14 protein-coding genes are annotated in these 17,998 nt (G+C 58.8%); 8 read left to right on the top strand and 6 right to left on the bottom strand.

Features of this window, described 5'->3' with window-relative positions; translation table 11 throughout:
* Window positions 1-73: 73 nt before the first annotated feature.
* Window positions 74-1,537, top strand: a complete 1,464-nt coding sequence (locus CWI75_RS02310; RefSeq protein ID WP_101519836.1) for an amidase — start codon at window positions 74-76, stop codon at window positions 1,535-1,537.
* A 15-nt stretch (window positions 1,538-1,552) separates the two neighbouring features.
* A complete protein-coding gene (locus CWI75_RS02305; protein ID WP_101519835.1) occupies window positions 1,553-1,984 on the top strand; it encodes an SRPBCC family protein in 432 nt (143 codons plus the stop codon).
* A gap of 17 nt (window positions 1,985-2,001) precedes the next feature.
* Here CWI75_RS02305 and CWI75_RS02300 read toward each other — a convergent pair whose 3' ends face one another.
* From CWI75_RS02300 to CWI75_RS02290, 3 genes are all read right to left on the bottom strand, one after another.
* Window positions 2,002-4,914: a diguanylate cyclase gene (locus CWI75_RS02300; RefSeq protein ID WP_101519834.1), complete on the bottom strand. Its 2,913-nt coding sequence runs from the start codon at window positions 4,912-4,914 to the stop codon at window positions 2,002-2,004.
* A 253-nt stretch (window positions 4,915-5,167) separates the two neighbouring features.
* Window positions 5,168-7,321, bottom strand: a complete 2,154-nt coding sequence (locus CWI75_RS02295) for a PQQ-dependent dehydrogenase, methanol/ethanol family (protein ID WP_101519833.1) — start codon at window positions 7,319-7,321, stop codon at window positions 5,168-5,170.
* A gap of 120 nt (window positions 7,322-7,441) precedes the next feature.
* On the bottom strand, window positions 7,442-7,912 hold the full coding sequence (locus CWI75_RS02290; RefSeq protein WP_162299969.1) for a thioesterase family protein: 471 nt from the start codon (window positions 7,910-7,912) through the stop codon (window positions 7,442-7,444).
* Window positions 7,913-8,130: 218 nt separating this feature from the next.
* Here CWI75_RS02290 and CWI75_RS02285 point away from each other — a divergent pair, with 218 nt between their 5' ends.
* From CWI75_RS02285 to mmsB, 5 genes are read left to right on the top strand one after another with little or no spacing between them, the layout of a single operon-like run.
* A complete protein-coding gene (locus CWI75_RS02285; protein ID WP_101519831.1) occupies window positions 8,131-9,549 on the top strand; it encodes an aldehyde dehydrogenase family protein in 1,419 nt (472 codons plus the stop codon).
* 13 nt (window positions 9,550-9,562) lie between these two features.
* On the top strand, window positions 9,563-10,723 hold the full coding sequence (locus tag CWI75_RS02280; RefSeq protein WP_101519830.1) for an acyl-CoA dehydrogenase family protein: 1,161 nt from the start codon (window positions 9,563-9,565) through the stop codon (window positions 10,721-10,723).
* Complete coding sequence (locus CWI75_RS02275) at window positions 10,720-11,508, top strand: enoyl-CoA hydratase (RefSeq protein ID WP_101519829.1); 789 nt, start codon at window positions 10,720-10,722, stop codon at window positions 11,506-11,508. Before CWI75_RS02280 ends, CWI75_RS02275 begins: the two co-directional genes overlap by 4 nt.
* 9 nt (window positions 11,509-11,517) lie before the next feature.
* Window positions 11,518-12,630, top strand: a complete 1,113-nt coding sequence (locus tag CWI75_RS02270; RefSeq protein WP_101519828.1) for an enoyl-CoA hydratase/isomerase family protein — start codon at window positions 11,518-11,520, stop codon at window positions 12,628-12,630.
* Window positions 12,631-12,649: 19 nt separating this feature from the next.
* On the top strand, window positions 12,650-13,540 hold the full coding sequence (gene mmsB, locus CWI75_RS02265; protein WP_101519827.1) for a 3-hydroxyisobutyrate dehydrogenase: 891 nt from the start codon (window positions 12,650-12,652) through the stop codon (window positions 13,538-13,540).
* A gap of 16 nt (window positions 13,541-13,556) precedes the next feature.
* On the opposite strand, the gene CWI75_RS02260 is transcribed toward mmsB, so the two are convergent.
* Window positions 13,557-14,786, bottom strand: a complete 1,230-nt coding sequence (locus tag CWI75_RS02260) for an HD-GYP domain-containing protein (RefSeq protein ID WP_101519826.1) — start codon at window positions 14,784-14,786, stop codon at window positions 13,557-13,559.
* 221 nt (window positions 14,787-15,007) lie between these two features.
* On the opposite strand from CWI75_RS02260, the gene CWI75_RS02255 reads away from it, so the two are divergent.
* The gene (locus tag CWI75_RS02255; RefSeq protein ID WP_101519825.1) at window positions 15,008-15,883 is read left to right on the top strand and encodes an SDR family NAD(P)-dependent oxidoreductase; all 876 of its coding nucleotides are present in this window, start codon (window positions 15,008-15,010) and stop codon (window positions 15,881-15,883) included.
* A gap of 203 nt (window positions 15,884-16,086) precedes the next feature.
* On the opposite strand, the gene CWI75_RS02250 is transcribed toward CWI75_RS02255, so the two are convergent.
* Together CWI75_RS02250 and CWI75_RS02245 are read right to left on the bottom strand one after the other, a co-directional pair.
* Window positions 16,087-16,557, bottom strand: a complete 471-nt coding sequence (locus CWI75_RS02250; RefSeq protein ID WP_101519824.1) for a Dps family protein — start codon at window positions 16,555-16,557, stop codon at window positions 16,087-16,089.
* 137 nt (window positions 16,558-16,694) lie between these two features.
* Complete coding sequence (locus CWI75_RS02245; protein WP_241521040.1) at window positions 16,695-17,996, bottom strand: serine hydrolase domain-containing protein; 1,302 nt, start codon at window positions 17,994-17,996, stop codon at window positions 16,695-16,697.
* Window positions 17,997-17,998 lie beyond the last annotated feature (2 nt).

Raw genomic sequence — 17,998 nt, 5'->3', positions numbered from 1 at the left:
TCGGGTTTCACGGTCGATTATCGGTGCTATGCTGACAACCGGAGTTTAACCCGTCACCAAAAATGAGGCTGAGATGCAGCATCTACTCTACCGCAGTGCCTTTGCCATTGCCCGGGATATCAAAGCCGGCGTCGTATCCTCGGTGGATGTGCTGGCGTTTTTTCTCGACCGCGTAGCGCAGTTCAATGGAGAGCTCAACGCGGTGATCGCCCTCGATGAGGGACGCGCCCGGACCCGCGCCGAGGCAGCGGATGCTGCAGCGGCAAAGGGCGAGGATTGGGGGCCGCTTCATGGGGTGCCGATGACCATCAAGGACGCCTGGTGTACCGAAGGCCTGGTAACCGTGGGTGGTATTCCCGAGTGCCATGACCAGGTGCCGGCGAACAACGCGGTAGCGGTTCAGCGCTATATTGATGCCGGGGCGATCATTTTCGGCAAGACCAATGTGCCTTTCATGAGTGCGGACCTGCAAACCTTCAATGACGTATACGGTACCACCAATAATCCCTGGAACCGGGCACGCACCTGTGGCGGTTCCTCCGGTGGCGCTGCCGCGGCTCTTGCGGCAGGCCTGACACCGCTTGAACTGGGTAGCGATATTGGCGGCTCGATTCGTACGCCCAGCCACTTCAACGGCGTTTTTGGCCACAAGAGCAGCTATGGTATCGTTCCGCTCCAGGGTCATCTTCCACCGGGTGAAGACGTACTCTCAGAGCCGGATTTGTCAGTGGCGGGCCCCCTCGCCACCTGTGTTGATGACCTTGAACAGGCGCTTGATGTACTTGCCGGCCCCAGCCCGCCGAATGCAACCGGCTGGCGGCTGGCGCTCCCGGCGCCGGACTTTGCCGATATATCCAGCCTGCGGGTAGCGATATGGGCGGATGATCCTTTTTGTCCAGTGGATAGCGAGGTGTTGCGCTGCGTCAATCTGGTGGCGGGCACCCTGCAGCACCTGGGGGCACAGGTTGACCTGGATGCCAGGCCGGCGATCTCCCCGGAGGCCAATCACCATAATTACGTGCAGTTATTGATGGCCGCGATGGCGCCTGAAATGCCCGCTTCCGTGCGCGAAATGGCCCAGGCTGCGGTAGCGGAAGCCGATCCGTCCGATATGGCCGAGCCCATGTTACAGCTTCGGGGGCTGGCACTGAGCCACAGTGAATGGCTGCGCCAGAACGAAATTCGCGAACAGACACGGGCGACGTGGGCACGCTTTTTCGAGGACTTTGATGTATTGATTTGTCCCTGTGCCCATGTGCCGGCATTTGCCCACGATCACCTGCCCGATATGCAGGCGCGCACATTGTGGGTCAATGGGATGGAGCGGCCTTACACGGATATTCTGCGTTGGGCAGGCCTGTCGTTGAACGCCTATCTGCCGGCAACCGCAGTGCCTGCCGGTATTACTTTGGATGGCCTGCCGGTTGGGGTGCAGATCGTAGCGCGCTATCTGGGGGATCGCACCAGTCTGGCCGTGGCCAGGTTGCTTGAACAACATCACCGGGCCTTTACTGCGCCACCGGGTTATACACAATAAGGAGAGGAATGGTTCATGTATGAATTTACGGTTGAAAAAACTCTGGATGCGCCACTGGACAAGGTCTGGGCAGTAGTGGCTGACTTTGCCAATCTGGACTGGTTTGCCGGTGCTGAGCGGGTAGAAAAAATCGGCGAAGGTGTGGGCCAGGTTCGCCGCATTTTCATGCCCGGCAGTGACCAGCCGGTAGAGGAAGAACTATTGGTACTATCGCCCGCCACACATCAGCTTGAATATGCCGTGCTGGAGGGCCCGGTAAATATCATGCGGGATTATCGGGTGACGGCGAGCCTTGCCGATGCCGGCGAAGGCAGAACGCTGGCCGTCTGGCAGGCCTCTTTTGCCGGGGTAACGATTGATGGGGTAAGCCCCGAGGACATGATCAATGTCATGCAGGCAACCTATGACAGTATGCTGGGCGCGGTCGCCGTCGCGGCTGCAGATTAGGGCGGCGATGTGGTCCGTCAGGGCCCCGGATCAGTCCTGACCTGGTCGCGGCCGCCGCTTTTGGCTTCATAGAGGGCTCGATCTGCGCGCTGGACCAACTCGTCGGGACTGCCTTTTTCCGCGGGCCAGGCGGTTGCATTACCCATACTCACGGTCAGGTAGGGGGATATCCGGCTGTCGGGGTGGGGGATTTTCAATGACCTCACCTTCTGGTGGAGACGCCTGGCGACGCCGGCCACTGCCTCTGTGTCGGCCCCGGGCAACAGAATCAGGAACTCCTCACCGCCATAGCGCGCGACCAGGTCGCCATCCCGCAACACGCCGGATTGCAGGGTTTCGGCAACCTGTCGCAGGCAGTTATCACCCGCAACATGGCCTTCGCTGTCGTTGAACTGCTTGAAGAAATCGATATCAAGCATGATGATGCTGATCGGCGCGTGCTGGGCGGCGCATTGCCGCCAGGCTTTGTCCATATTTTCATCAAGATAGCGGCGATTGGCGATCCCGGTCAGGCCGTCAATGCGGGAGATCTCTTCTACCCGGGACAACGCAATCTGCAGCTCGCGAGTGCGCCTGTCGACCAGCAATTCAAGCCGGCGCTGGCGTTGGGTTGCGCGATGTATTGCATAAAAGTAAATGCCCACTGCCGCCATCAATACCGCGAGTCCTGCCGCAAGCCTGGACCACCAGGTCTCATGCCAGTAGGGCCGCCGGTGCAGGCGAAGAACGGCCTGTTGCTCAGTCAGCGTCGGGTCAAAGCCGGCACCATTGATGCTGGCCGCAATCCGCAGCGTTTTTGTACCCGGTGTCAGCGCCGTAAAATAAGCGGTACGACGCTCACCCGCGGGCTGCCACTCACGGTCAAAACCCTCGAGCTGATAGTGAAAGTGAACATCGTGTGGATTGCCGAGGCGCGGGACTGTGTAGTCCACTTCCAGATTCTGCCCCTCTGGCGGCAACACCAGCGGCTCGTCTAATAATGGTATTGCGCGGCCATTGACCCTCACTTGCTCGATAATGGGCCGGGTGGGCGCTCTGGTGTCCGTCGGTGACCACTGCTCCACGGCCACCAGCCCGCGGTTGGATGCAAACCATAAACTGCCGTCCCGTGCCTTCCAGCCTGCCGGTTGAAAGCCCCCCAGGAACTGGGCTGAGCGCAGGCCGTCGTCCTCCTGGAACAGGCGCGCATTGAAGGTCTCGGCAGCACCGCTGGCAACGGCGTTCAGAGCGTCGCGGGAGACGGTCATCAGGCCCCCCGCCCCGCTTATCCAGAGATTGTTATCATCATCCTCCAGTATGGCCAGTACCGACAGCTGCGGTAGCCCATGGCTGGTGTCGAATGAAAAAAGATCGCCATTTTTCAGTCGGGCCAGGCCAGCCTCGCGGGTGCCAATCCAGATCGTCCCGTCGGCGTCCTCGTAGGTGGTGGTCACAAGATCGCTGCCAAGCCCGTCCTTTCGAGTCCAGTGCCGTAGTTGCTCACCATCCAGTACGAATAGCCCGCTATTGCTGCTGATGAAGAAACGCCCGCTGCTGTCTTCCATGATCTGTCGGGGCATGGTGTCAGGGATGCTCTCCAGCTGTTTGAAGCGCCCGTCGGTCGTGTCGTCCAGATAACTTACACCGCCGTCAGTGATCACCCACAGCCGCTCATTGCTGTCGCGCAGCAGACCCATTACATGCTTGTCGGGAAGTCCATCAACGGTCGTAAAGTGGCGGATACTGCCGTCGCTGGCAATACGGTCGAGGCCGCCACCAAAGGTGCCCACCCAGAGCGTGTTATCAGGCTCCGCGAGCAGGGCAGAGACATTATTGCTGGACAGCCCCTCCCGGGTGGTTATTTGAGTGATTGCCCCGTCCGGGCCGATACGGAACAGGCCATTGCCTTCCGTACCGGCCCATAGTGCGTTGTCCGCCTGGCTTTGGGTAACCACAAAAGTGGCGTTTGCCAGCCCTTCCGCTTGCCCGTATTGCAAAAACGGGCTGTCCTTGATCCTGACCGCGCCATCCATTGTGGAGGCCCAGACATTGCCCTCGTTATCCTCGGTTAGTGCAAAGACATAACCGGGTTGAGAGCTGTCGAGAGGCAGGGACTGGAGTTGTGCCTCCTCCCCGGGCTTTAGTCGCCACAGGCCTTTTCCGTAGGTGCCCAGCCACAGGCTGCCATCGCGGTCGCGCACGGCGGAATGCAGGGGCAGGCCACTTTGTAACGCCGTATTGCTGTGCAGGGCCGGGCCGCTATCGGTCAGTCGATAGGTGCTGCCGGTAACGGTTGTTACTATCAGGCCGAGTTCCGGATCGTCAAAAAACAGGTGTGCCTGGGTGGAATCAATACCGCTGCCTGCAGAGTAATTATGAAACTCATCGCCATCAAAACGGCTGATGCCGTTGGTGAGTGTGGCCACCCAGACAGTTCCTTTGGGGTCCTCATAAATGCGGAATGTGCGATTATCAACCAAACCATCGGTCGCATTCCAGCTGCGGAATTCGCCGTTCTGCAGGCGCGAAATGCCATATCCCGTGGCGAACCAGACGGTGCCCGAGGGACCGATGAAAATGTCGTGGACGACGTTGTCGGCGAGACCGTCCGCCTTGTTCATTACCGTGAATGTGTTGTCGGCAAAATGCATGACGCCGCCGCCATAGGTCGCAAACCACAGGCTGCCATCTTCGGCGACCTCGATATCGCGAATGTCACTCGACTGGAATTCCGGATTACTCTTTTTATCAAAAATGGTAAAGCGGGTGCCGTCGAAGCGGGCCAGCCCGTTCTTGGTGCCAATCCAGAGGTAGTCATCCGTGCCCTGGCGGGCAACCCAAACGGTATCAGAGGGCAAGCCCTGTTCCCGACCATAGCGGTCGTAAAGGTATTGGCTGGGAAGTCGCTCGGGAATCAGTGCCAGGGCGGGCACCGCGAATGTTACCAGCAACAGCCACCGGCAAAATGACACGGGCGCACGCAGTGTAGGGGTGTAAGCGTTCAGTTCAGGTTCACCTTGTCGTGGTGTCAGGGTGACTGCGTTGACGCCGGGCCAAACGACAACCTGACAAACTCGGGGGTAAGAAAGTCACCTGCGATCCTGCGGTAACCGGTTCGCGATGACGGATTCTAACACCACGGCGCTGCAATTGGCACAGGCCGACGCTGCCGTGGCGGTCGGCTCCAGTGTGCGCCGCGATGGGTTACCCTGTGGTAAATCGTATAAACCAGGCCAGGGCTCGCGCGGAAATATCAGCACCAAAATCACGTAACGATTGCAGCCAGCCGGTCTCCTGGCGGAGATTGAAGTCCTCGTGGCTTCGCTCAATGATATAGGCGTGGATTTTACGGGTCTGGTCTTTATCGAGTACATCCGCGAAGTGCGGCATGCCGGCCTCTTCCATCAAGCCTTCCAGTACCACCGCTTCGAAATTTTCGTGCCACACAGGCTCGAGGTTGCGCAGATCCGGTATCGAGCCATCTCCCGATACGTCGGCGCCGTGACAACGGGCGCAATAACGGTTGAACAATTGCCGGCCCTCAGCCAGGTCCGTTGCCGACACATCGAGGCGTTGCGGTGGCTCCAGTCTCGCGACCTCTGGTGTTTGCGGTAATGCCGCTGAGCCGTTGAGCTTGAAGGCCATGATGCGATTATTGGGATTGCCGGTGGGGTAACTTCTACCGGTGTTCATGGTCAGGGCGCCGCCACGCCCAACGGCTACCGCAATGTACTGTTCGCCATCCACGCGATAGCTGACGGGGCCGGCCATGACACTGTTGTCGGTTGCGAAGCTCCACAACGGTTCGCCGTTATCGGCCTGCACCGCCAGCATGCGGCCATCGGAAGTTCCCTGAAAAACCAGGTTGCCGGCGGTTGCGAGAACGCCGCCATTGTGAATGTTGGGATGGGGCAGTTTCCAGGCGGCCTCCTGTTTGACCGGATCCCATGCCAGCAGGCTGGCCTTGGGAAGGTGCTCCAGCAGGGCCTGGGTGAAGCGCTGTGAATAGCCATCGTGGTTGAGCTTGTAGCCGGTATTGAAGTGACGCTTGAGGTGCCGGTAATCGACGGGCTCGATCTCGTCGTACAACATGCCCATATCCAGCTCCGGAATGTACATCAGGCCGGTATCGGGGCTGTAGGCCATCGGATGCCAGTTATGGCCACCCATTGCAGAGGGATATACCATCGCGGCCTTGCCGTCGTAATCCTGTCCGGGCACTTCCGCCGGACGGCCGGTCTCCAGGTCGTAGTGGCTGGCCCAGGTCACGGTGGTGAATGGTTCCGCGGACAGCAGCTTACCGGATGCACGGTCAATGACGTAGACGAAACCCGCCTTGGGAGCGTGCAGGATAACCTTGCGCGCCGCGCCTTCCCAGGGAATCTCCGCCAGGGTGATCTGTTGGGTCGCGGTATAGTCCCAGCTTTCCGCAGGCACCTCCTGGTAATGCCAGAGATAGTCCCCGGTATCCGGATCCAGGGCTACAATGGAGCTCAGGAACAGGTTGTCGCCACCTCCCGGGCTGCGAATGCGGCGGTTGTGGGGTGCTCCATTGCCAACCCCAATGTAGAGCTGGTCCAGTTCCGGGTCATACACGATGCTGTCCCAGACTGTGCCACCGCCACCCTGTCGCCACCACTCGCCACTCCAGGTGGCGGCCGCGCGCTCCATCGCCTCGCTCTCAAAGCCGTCGGCCGGGTTGCCGGGCACGGTGTAAAAGCGCCAGGCAAACTCCCCGGTGTCGGCATCATAGGCACTGACATAGCCGCGAATACCGAACTCGGAACCGCCATTGCCGATAAATACCTTGCCCTTGGCCACCCGGGGCGCTCCGGTGATGGAGTAGGGCTGGTCCGGATCCGTAGTCTGTTGTGACCACAGCTGTTCACCGGTGGCGCGGTCAATCGCGATCAGGCGCCCGTCCAGGGTGCCGATATAAAGCGCGTCTCCCCATGCAGCCAGGCCGCGATTGATGACTCCACAACAGGCACTGATGCTTTTTTCCCGGGGTATTTCAGGGTCGAATTTCCACAGCCGCTGGCCGCTTTTTGCATCCAGTGCCCAGACGGTATTCCACGCGCCGCTGATATACAGCACGCCATCGATGACCAGTGGCGTGGCCTCCATGCCCAGGTGAGTATCGGTCTCGAAAAACCAGGCCAGGCCGAGTTGATCGACGTTCCCGTCATGTACCTGCGCAAGCGGCGAGAAGCGCTGTTCGCTGTAGGTGCGCCCATGGCTCAGCCAGTTGTCGCCCTCTTCATGTGCTGCGAGCAGTCGCTCCTCGCTTACCGGTGCCGCAATCGCGATGGCAGAGGCGAGGTAGAGCAGGGCGGCGGACAAAAGAGCGTGGCGCATGTGGGTTTCCTTACTGCTGAACACGATGCCAGTGGGGCAATCGCTGACTGAAGCCCTGATTAGGCCGTGAATAGTGCAGGCTTTGCCATTGTTTCAATCAATGGGCGCGGCCTGGCGCAATTATTTGAACTTGCCCAATATCTGTTCCCTGAAGCCGTCGGGAACCGGCACTACGCATTTTTGTTGGTAGTCGAAAAACAGCAGGGTTGTCGCCACCCGTGCCACCTCCCGGGCCCCGTCATCCTTGCTGATTCGGTAGACGAATTGAAAACTGTGGGTCTCGAATTCGCGTGCACCCAGTTCGATAAGCAGATGGTCGGCATAGTCGGCCTCCGCCATGTAGGCTGTTTCCGCGTGTGCCATGATCAGGCCCGCATCCTCGAAGGCGATGGCGTTAGTATGCCCAAGGTATCTGATGAACCGCAGCTGGGCCTCCATGGCAATTGACAGCAGGCGATCCGCCCCCAGGTGGTTGGCCGCGTTCACATCGGTATAAAGCACGTCATAGCCGGTGGTGAAGACAAAGGTTTCGGGTAGGGCAATGGATTTGCGGGGCATTATCGGGCTCGGGTGACGGTTGCTGGAAGCCATGGATTCTAGCCGTAACAAGGCCGGATTGCATGCGGCAGAATTCGCGTGCCGCGCCTTGTCTTTTGTCGCTGGTGACGCAATATAATCCATATTAAGCGCAAGATTCTCTCTATACCTGCATTCCTGATGGCAGTACCCTCATGGGTTACTAACATATTCCGTCTATAGTCGCTCCTTCAGGGAGCGGATCAGTGATTGCCAGGTGAGGAGAATAAGACATGGAAAACGCCCAGGATATTCAACAGGACAACGAAGTTCAGCAGGAAATTGCCGCGATGATGGCCCGTGGCCGCGCGGCCCAGGCCGCAATTGAGCACTACACCCAGGAGCAGGTCGACGAGTTGATCACGGCGATGGTCTGGTCGGTTGCACAGGAAGATATTTCCGAGAAAATTGCGCGCTTTGCCGTAGAGGAAACCCAGCTGGGTAACTACGAGGGCAAGTACCTGAAGATCCATCGCAAGACCCGCGCCACGCTGATGGATATCATCAATGATAAGTCCGTGGGTGTGATTGAGGAGGATGTCGAGCGCAACCTGGTCAAGATCGCCAAGCCGATCGGGGTGATCGGTGCGCTATCGCCCTCAACCAACCCCGAGGCAACGCCGGTTATCAAGGCCATTTCCGCCGTGAAGGGCCGCAATGCCATTATCGTTGCACCGCACCCACGCGCCAAACTCACCAACAAGATGATCTGCGACTACATGCGTGGCGCCATCGTTGCCATGGGTGGCCCGGCGGACCTGGTGCAGAGCATTGATATACCCTCCCTGGACAAAACCAATGAATTGATGCGCCAGTGTGACCGCATTCTCGCCACCGGCGGCGGCGCCATGGTGAGTGCGGCGTATTCATCGGGCACCCCGGCTCTCGGGGTGGGCGTGGGGAACGCGGTGATTACCGTGGACGATACTGCCGACCTGGATGAGGCGGCGGAAAAAATACGCATTTCCAAAACCCTGGATCTCGCCGCTTCCTGCTCATCCGACAATTCAGTGCTGGTTTTCGAATCCGTCTATGACGAATTTCTGGAAAAGCTCAAGCACGAGGGCGGTTATGTTATTGAAGGTGACGACAAGCAGAAGTTGCAGGACGTGCTGTGGCAGGATGGTCACTTAAATGCGAGTGTGGTCGCCCAGCACGCAGTGAACATTACCGGCCGTGCAGGTATCGACCTGCCCGAGGGCAAGCAGTTCCTGATTGTTCCGGAAGTGGGTGCCGGCCCTGAGTATCCCTTTTCCGGGGAAAAGCTCACGGTGACCATGGCCTTGTACAAGGTTAAGGACATTGACGACGCCATTGATCTCACTAACCGTATCCAGGCCTACCAGGGGCAGGGCCACAGCTGTGGCATCTACTCCTACAGTGACGACAACATCATGCGCCTGGCCATGGCGACCCGGACCTCCCGGGTGATGGTCAACCAGCCCCAGGCGGCCTCCAACAGCGGTAATCTGTGGAATGGCATGCGCCAGACATTCTCGCTGGGGTGCGGTTCCTGGGGTGGCAACAGTATCAACCACAACATCACCTGGCGCGACCTGATCAATGAAACCTGGGTGTCAAAACCCCTGGTTGAAACCAAGGTTATCCCTTCTGACGAAGAGCTGTTTGGCTCTGTCATGAACCGGTTCTGATCAGGAGTACAGTATGGATTTTGCGATTGACGAAGAACAGCAGGCTTTTGTCGACAGTGCGCGAGCATTCTCGGATGGAGTGCTCGCCCCCAACGCGGCGAAATGGGATGAAGAGTCCTTCTTTCCCAAGGATGCCCTGCGCCAGGCGGGGGAACTCGGTTTCATGGGCATGTATACCCCTGAAAGCGCCGGTGGCCTGGGTTTGGGTCGGCTCGATGCCAGCCTGATTGTCGAGGAACTGGCGCGCGGCTGTACCACCACCGCTGCGTTTCTCACCATCCACAACATGGCCACCAGCATGATCGGCCATTACTGCTCGGATGCCGTTATTGAAGCCTGGTGTCCGGACCTGGTCGCGGGTGTCACCCTGGCATCCTACTGCCTGACCGAGCCCGGTGCGGGTTCCGACGCCGCTTCACTGCGCACAACGGCGCGTCGCGAGGGCGATGACTATGTTGTAAACGGCAGCAAGGTGTTTATTTCCGGTGCCGGTGAAACCGATGTCCTGGTGGTGATGCTGCGCACCAGTGACAACGGTTCCCGGGGTATTACGGCACTGCTCGTGCCCGCGGATGCCGAGGGTATCAGCTACGGCAAGAAAGAACAGAAAATGGGCTGGAATGCCCAGCCCACGCGCATGGTCACATTTGATAATGTGCGGGTTCCGGTCGGCAACCGCCTGGGCGAGGAAGGCCAGGGTTTTTCTATTGCCATGGCCGGACTGGATGGTGGTCGCATCAATATCGCGACCTGCAGTGTGGGTACTGCGCAGCAGGCACTGGAGGAAGCCACTGCCTACGTCAAAGAGCGCAGGCAGTTTGATACCGCAATCGCGGATTTCCAGGCGACCCAGTTCAAGCTGGCGGATATGCTTACCGAGCTTGTGGCCGCCCGGCAGATGATCCGGCTGGCGGCAAGCAAGCTCGACAATAAAGACCCGCAGGCATCCACTTACTGCGCCATGGCCAAGCGTTTCGCCACCGATGCCGGGTTCACCATATGCAATGATGCCCTGCAGCTGTTTGGCGGTTACGGCTATATTCGCGAATACCCCATGGAGCGTCACGTGCGCGATACCCGGGTACACCAGATTCTGGAAGGCACCAATGAAATCATGCGGGTGATCGTGGCTCGCAAACTATTAATGGAAGGCGCACTGGAGGTCATAAAATGAGCCTGAGCACATCGGACAAACTCAAGGTGGAAGTGCGCGGTCATACCGCGCTGATCACCATCGACAATCCCGGCGCAAACACCTGGGACACCGAAAGCCTGCCGGCATTGCGCGAGCTGATTAACACCCTGAACGGGGAGCCTGAAATCTTTGCCCTGGTGATGACTGGTGCCGGGGAGAAGTTTTTCTCCGCGGGCGCCGATCTCAAGCTGTTCGCCGACGGCGATCCGGAGCAGGCGCGCACCATGGCTGTCTATTTTGGGGAGGCTTTTGAAACCCTGGCGGATTTCCGCGGGGTTTCCATCGCGGCAGTGAACGGTTTTGCCATGGGCGGTGGGCTGGAAGCGGCCATGGCCTGTGACATACGCATTGCCGAGGAAGGTGTGCAAATGGCACTGCCCGAGGCGAAAGTGGGCTTGCTGCCCTGTGCCGGCGGTACCCAGCGTCTTGCGCGTCTGGTGGGTGAGGGCTGGGCGAAGCGTATCATTCTCTGTGGCGAGCGGGTTGATGCCGCTACCGCCCTGCGTATCGGCCTGGTGGAAGAGGTGGTGGCGAAAGGTGAATCCCTGACTGCCGCCCTGGCGCTGGCGGAGAAGGTGGGTGGCCAGAGCCCGGGCGCAGTTGCCTCCTGCAAGCGCCTGATCCACGGTGCCCGGGATATTGAAATCAGCTCTGGTCTGGCGCTCGAACGGGACCTGTTTGTCGACCTGTTTTCCACCGAAGACCAGCGCGAGGGTGTCAACGCCTTCCTGGAGAAACGCAAGCCACAGTGGAAAAACCGCTAAGGACCCAACATGTCAGATGCCCCCGTTATTATTGAAGAAGTGGCCTGTGGCCGGCTGAAAGTCGGGCGCTTGACCCTGAATGTGCCCAAGACCCTGAATTCCCTGACCCTGCCGATGGTCGACATGCTGCAACAACAGCTGGATAGCTGGCGTGTGGACCCGGACATTGCCGCTGTCTTTATTGACGGCAGCGGTGAGAAAGCCTTTTGTGCCGGCGGTGATGTGCAGGCCCTGCACCGCTCTGCCACGGCTACCCCCGGTGGACCCTGTGTAGAGGCGGAAACGTTTTTTGCGCGCGAATACCGGATGAACCATACCCTGCATACCTACCCCAAGCCGATTGTATGTTGGGGTCATGGCATTGTGATGGGCGGCGGTCTCGGCGTAATGGCCGGGTGTTCGCATCGGGTCGTGACCGAGGCCACCCGCATCGCCATGCCGGAGATCACCATAGCCCTGTTTCCGGATGTGGGCGGCAGCTGGTTTCTCAATCACATGCCGGGTAAGGCGGGGCTGTTTCTTGCGCTCACCGGGGCCTCAATGAACGCGGCAGATGCCGTGTTTACCGGTATCGCCGACCGCTTCATCTGCAGTGAACACAAGAGTGCCGTACTGGAGCAGTTGCGACGCAGCAACTGGACCGGCGACGCCGGCACCGATCATGCCCAGGTACGGCATGTGTTGCGGCCGTTCACCGAGCAGAGTATCGGCAGCATGCCCGGAGGCCAGGTGGAACCACACCTGAGCCTCATCAACTCACTCTGTGACGGCGACGACATTCACCAGGTTGTCGACAATATCGTGAACCAGCAAACCAGTGATCCGTGGCTGTCAAAAGCCAGGGACGGGCTTGCCCATGGCTCACCGCTGGCAGCCTTGTGGATCAGTCGCCAGCTTGATGAAACCCGGCACTCTTCGCTGCGGGAAGTATTCCAGGCTGAGCTGCTGCTGGCCACCAATGTAGTGCGCTATCCCGAATTCGCCGAAGGCGTGCGGGCATTGCTGCTGGACAAGGATCGCAATCCTGCCTGGCAGTACCGCAGCACACGGGATGTCCCCGAAGCCCTGCTGGATTCGTTTTTCCAGGCACCGTGGCCCGAAAACCCGCTGGCAGACCTTTAACCGCACAGGAGAGAATGAAATGGCACACGTCGGATTTATCGGCCTCGGCAATATGGGCGGCCCCATGGCCATCAACCTGGTCAAGGCCGGGCACTCCGTGCAGGTATTTGACCTTTCGCCCGAAGCCTGCCAGCAGCTGCGGGACGCGGGTGCCGTGGTCGCCGATACCGCCAGTGATGCAGTGCGTGGGGCAGACTATGTGATCTCCATGCTGCCCGCGGGCAAGCACGTTGCGGGCATCTATCTCGGTGACGACGGCTTGCTCGCGCAGCTGGACAAAAGCACTACGGTGCTTGATTGCAGTACCATCGACGCACCGCCCTCCCGCGAAGTGGGACAGGCCGCCGCCGCCATGGGCATTGGTTTCATGGACGCACCCGTGTCCGGCGGTGTTGCCGCCGCGGCCGCCGGTACACTCGCCTTCATGTGCGGTGGCGAGGCGGACACCTTTGCCCGCGCCAGGATCATCCTCGCCGACATGGGCAAGAATATCTTTCACGCGGGTCCCGCAGGTGCGGGCCAGGTCGCCAAGGGCTGTAATAACATGCTGCTGGCGATTCACATGATCGGTACCTGCGAGGCCCTGGAAATGGGTGTGCGCAATGGCCTGGACCCAAAAGTGCTGTCCGAGATCATGCTTGCCAGCTCCGGACGCAACTGGTCTCTGGAAGTCTACAACCCGTTCCCGGGGGTGATGGAAAAAGCCCCGGCCAGTAACGACTACAAGCCGGGCTTCATGGTTGACCTGATGGCGAAAGACCTGGGCTTGGCCATGGCTATCGCCGAGCAGAGCGGCGTTGACAATCGCATGGGTCAGCTGGCGAAGGAGTTGTACAGCAAACTGCAGGCGGAAGGTGGTGGCCAGCAGGATTTTTCAAGCATCATGCAGACGCTGCACAAAGAGGCCTAGCGGGTTCGCCGCCGGATTAATCGGTAATAACGTAATCCTGTTCGCGGAAAATGGTTAAACAGGCGGCAACCACCTTTGCATCGTAAAGGGTGCCCGAGCCCCGCTCTATCTCTTCCAGGGCTTCGGCCAGGCCCAGGCCGGCCCGATACGGCCGGTGGGATGCCATCGACTCGATGACATCGGCGACGGCGATAATGCGTGCCTCCAGGCTGATCTGCTCACCTTTGAGCCCCTGTGGATAGCCACTACCGTTCATTCTCTCGTGGTGTTCGCGGGCAACCCGTGCCACCGGCCAGGGAAAAGTCACGTCCTTGAGAATGGAGTAGCCGTATTCGGGATGCTCCTTCACCAGGGCATATTCCGTTCCTGACAATCTGCCGGGTTTGACAAGTATTTCCGCGGGCACCGCAATCTTGCCGATATCGTGCAGCAGGCCAGCTATACGCAGACCCATACAGGTGTGTTGATCCAGGCCCATCTCGACGGCAATGGCTGCTCCCATTTCACCCACCCGGCGCTCATGGCCGGAGGTATAGGGATCCCTAAGCTCGCTCAGTCTGGCAATACTGTTGACGGTGGCAAACATCGCGTGTTCGAGCTTCTTTGAATAGTCGAGTATTGCTTCTTCCGCCTTGTGGCTTTCGCTGATATCGGTCCAGACCCCGATGTACCTCCGGGTATTACTGTCCGGCCTGCTGATCAGGCGCAGCTCGTCCTTGATGAATACATAAGGCCCGTCGCCATGACGGAAGTGGTAAGCGTGATTGCCACCCTCCTGTTCCAGTATTTCGCGAAAGTCCGCCACATTCTGTTCCCGGTGTTCAGGGTGAAGGTTTTTTTCCCACCAGCCTGGCTCAAGTGCGACACTAACAGGATAACCAATAATGTCCTCGATGTTCCTGCTGACCCAGATGGCCCGGGAATCGCCATCGGAAACGTCAAGGACATAGACCACAACGGGAAGCGAGGCAAAGAACTGGGGGAGGTTGAACAGGTTCAGTGTGGTTGCGGTTTCTGCCTGTTCCGCGCGCAACTCCGTATGGGAAATACGGTGGAGCAGAATCCACAGCACCAGGGAGGTGAAGATCACGAAGCCCGTACCCTTGATGTTGCTGCCGAGCACGTGCTCGCTGCCCGGCCAGATGCTGAAAAGCAGCCAGTCGCTTAGTAGTATCCAGAGTGTGGCGGCAACAACGTAAATCAGGACCAGGGTCATAACCTGGCGTTTATTGTGATCTGCTAGCATTTGGGACAAAACCTGGACATCTCTTGGGCCAAGCGTAATGGTCGCGCCTAAGCTGCCCGTAAGCAACCGGAGTTGTAAAAATGGTCGAGTTTGTTGAACCGCCAGTGGCCGGATAATCGTCGACGCTGTCAATGACGGTGGTGGTTACTGTATTTTCAGTACAGCATTAAGGAACATCCTGACGTTCACAATAAACGGATAACAAAGGAGCTTGGCAGAAAATGAAGGATTTTAACGATAAAGTGGCAGTGGTTACCGGCGGCGCCAGCGGCATCGGGCGGGCTCTGGTCAAGGCTCTGTTGCAGGAGGGCGCCCGGGTTGTTGTGGCGGATGTTGAGCAGAAAGCCCTGGATCGCGTAATGGCTGAGTTTGAAGCGCTGGGTGACATCACCGGCGTCGTCGCGGATGTCTCGGACGCGGATTCGGTCAACAGCCTCGCGGATCACGTTTTTGAGCACTACGGTCGCTGCCATCTGCTGTTCAACAACGCCGGTGTGGCAGCGCCCTCCGCCAACATCTGGGAGACCACACCCAATGACTGGAAGTGGGTGCACGGCGTTAACGTACTGGGTGTTGTGCACGGCATCCAGGCCTTTGTACCGCGCATGATCGCCTCCGGCGAGCCGGGTTATGTGATCAACACCTCCTCGGGCGACGGCGGCATCTCCGCGCTGCCCTACCAGTCGGTCTACGCCTCCAGCAAGGCCGCGGTGTCCTGCCTGACAGAGTGCCTGGCGGCGCAGTTACAGTCCCAGGATACGGTGCTGGGTGCGTCCGTGTTCTACCCCTCCGGTGGCCTGTTGGAAACCGGCATCTGGACCACAGACCGTAACCGACCCGGCAACCTGGCCCGGGAAAAGCCCACGGCGCCGGTGCCATCGATTGACGATTTCAAGAAAGCCGCGGCGGCCGCGGGCATGGAACTCAGTTTCCAGGACCTGGACGAGCTGGCACAGTACTGCCTGCAGGGTATTCGCGAGCAGCGCTTTGTGATCATGATCGGGCTTGAAGACGCCGCACACACACTACAACAGCGCGCCGAACGCATCGGCCGCGGCGAACTCCCCATCGACGAAGCCGAAGTCCCGCAAATGTAACAGTATGGGGTCAGGTCTCGCATTGTAGCATTTGGTGATGGCGCTTGAAGGGCCTGGGTCAGGTCTCGCTTTGTAGCACCGTCTGGATATCTGCGATAACGGCTTGATAACGCATCGGTGCTACAAAGCGAGACCTGACCCCAGCTCCCACCTCAATATGGCCAAATGCTACAATGCGAGACCTGACCCCAGGGGTTCTAGAATCAGCTATTGAGTGCCCGCAGCATCCAGGCGGTCTTTTCGTGGACGCGCATGCGGTCCGAGATCAGCGCTGCCGAGGATTCATCATCGGCCTGCTGTGCCACCTTGAGCGCCTTGCGGCAGGTTTTAACCACCTGTTCGTGGCCTTCGGTCAAGGTGGTCACCATGTCCTTCGCGGCCGGTAATGCTTCCACTTCCTTAATGGCGCTGAGCTCGGCAAAAGCCTTGTAGGTGCCGGGCGCAAAGACATCGAGGGTACGGATTCTCTCGGCGATATCGTCCACCGCGGTGGCCAGTTCCAGGTAATGCTCCTCGAACATCAGGTGCAGCTCGCGGAACTGGGGCCCGGTCACGTTCCAGTGGAAGTAGTGGGTTTGCAGATACAGGGTATAGGAGTCAGCCAGCAGGCACTTCAGTCCTTCCGCCACTTCGTTGCGATCCTGTTCACTGATACCAATATCGATGCTGCTCATTACTCGTTCTCCTTCTCGGCACCCCATCATCGGGGTGCGTTTGAGTGAAGCGAGTATAGCGTTCATTGCCCGGTATGGCTGTTGAGTTAATATGAAGCTGAGATTCGTTGTAGTTGAAGACCCTTATCTCCGGAAGCTCAGTTCAGCAGATAGTCAGCCAGCGCCTGGTAAGCTGGCAGGGACGTTGGGTCGTTGGCAGCGTTGCCTGGGGTTGGGTGCGAGGCAAAGCGGACAATGACCATCTGCGCCGTGGGATCAATATAGATCGTCTGGCCATGAACACCTCTGGCCGCATAGGCACCATTGTCATTGTGAAAAAGCCACCAAAGGCTTTTATAGCTGCCATTCGGGATGGTGTCGTACCCCGCTTTGGCGAAATCCTCGGGGTTCGCACCGGCAGTGATACTTTTTATCGCATCTTTGGGAATCAGCTGCTCGCCGTTGAGTGAGCCTTCATCAAGCATCAGCTGGCCTATACGGGCCAGGTCTCTCAAGCCGCCGCTAAGGCCTCCACCCGCGAAAGGGGTTCCAATTGAATCGATGGTAAAATAAGCCTCTTGTTCGGCGCCTATTTTCTGCCAGATGCGCTCAGACAGAAGCTCCGCTATCGACTTCCCGGTGGCTCTGGCAATGATCCATCCCACCGCATCAACGTTTATGGTTTTATAGGCAAAGGCCTCGCCGTGTTGACCCTCGGGCTCAATAGTCTGCAGATATTCAAAATAACTTCGCGGGCCCTCGAATCCGGGAGGTTTGGGCAGGGGACTTGCGGCTTCGTTATATACCCAGACATCGGCCTTGGGATCGGTGTAATCCTCGCTGTATTTCAGCCCGGTTGTCATGTTCAGAATCTGTCGCAGTGTGGCATTGCCAAAAGCACCGGCTTTGAGCTCGGGAACGAGCTCGCCGGCGAGCGCGTGTTCATCGAGGACCCCTTCGGCAATCAGTATCTCCGCCATGAGTCCCACGATGGACTTGGTCATCGACATGATGGCGTGTTTTCCAAGCTCGTCCAGGCATCCCGAATAGCGCTCATACAGCACTTTTCCCTTGTGCAGAACAATGAGCCCATCGGTGTGATTTGCGGTGTAGGCCTCTGCCCAGCTCATCGTTTCCCCGGTATCGCTGCGCCGGAACTCGATTTGGTCAATGTTGCGGTCCGGCCGATATTCGAACGGGACAGGCGCGGCGAGGCCCCGTGATACCGCTTTGGTCGGCAGCAGCTGGCGAAGGTGGCAAACTGACCAGGTCAACTTGGGAAAGGAAAAGAAGTCGCGATCGCTGTTGCGGATGATACTGCCTTGCGGCGGCGGAAAACCTTCCATCCACGCCGCCTGATCCTGCCGGGTATCAGCCATTACCACGCCGCTGATGCCAACAGTTATTACTGTCGCCGCGATCCAGAGCCGGTTTTTGAGCATTTTGATGTGTGGGTACATGA

This window comes from Kineobactrum sediminis (assembly GCF_002868715.1).
Taxonomy (GTDB): Bacteria; Pseudomonadota; Gammaproteobacteria; order Pseudomonadales; family Halieaceae; genus Kineobactrum; species Kineobactrum sediminis.
Note: the sequence above shows the minus strand (reverse complement) of the source record. Positions and strands in the feature narration are given on the sequence as shown.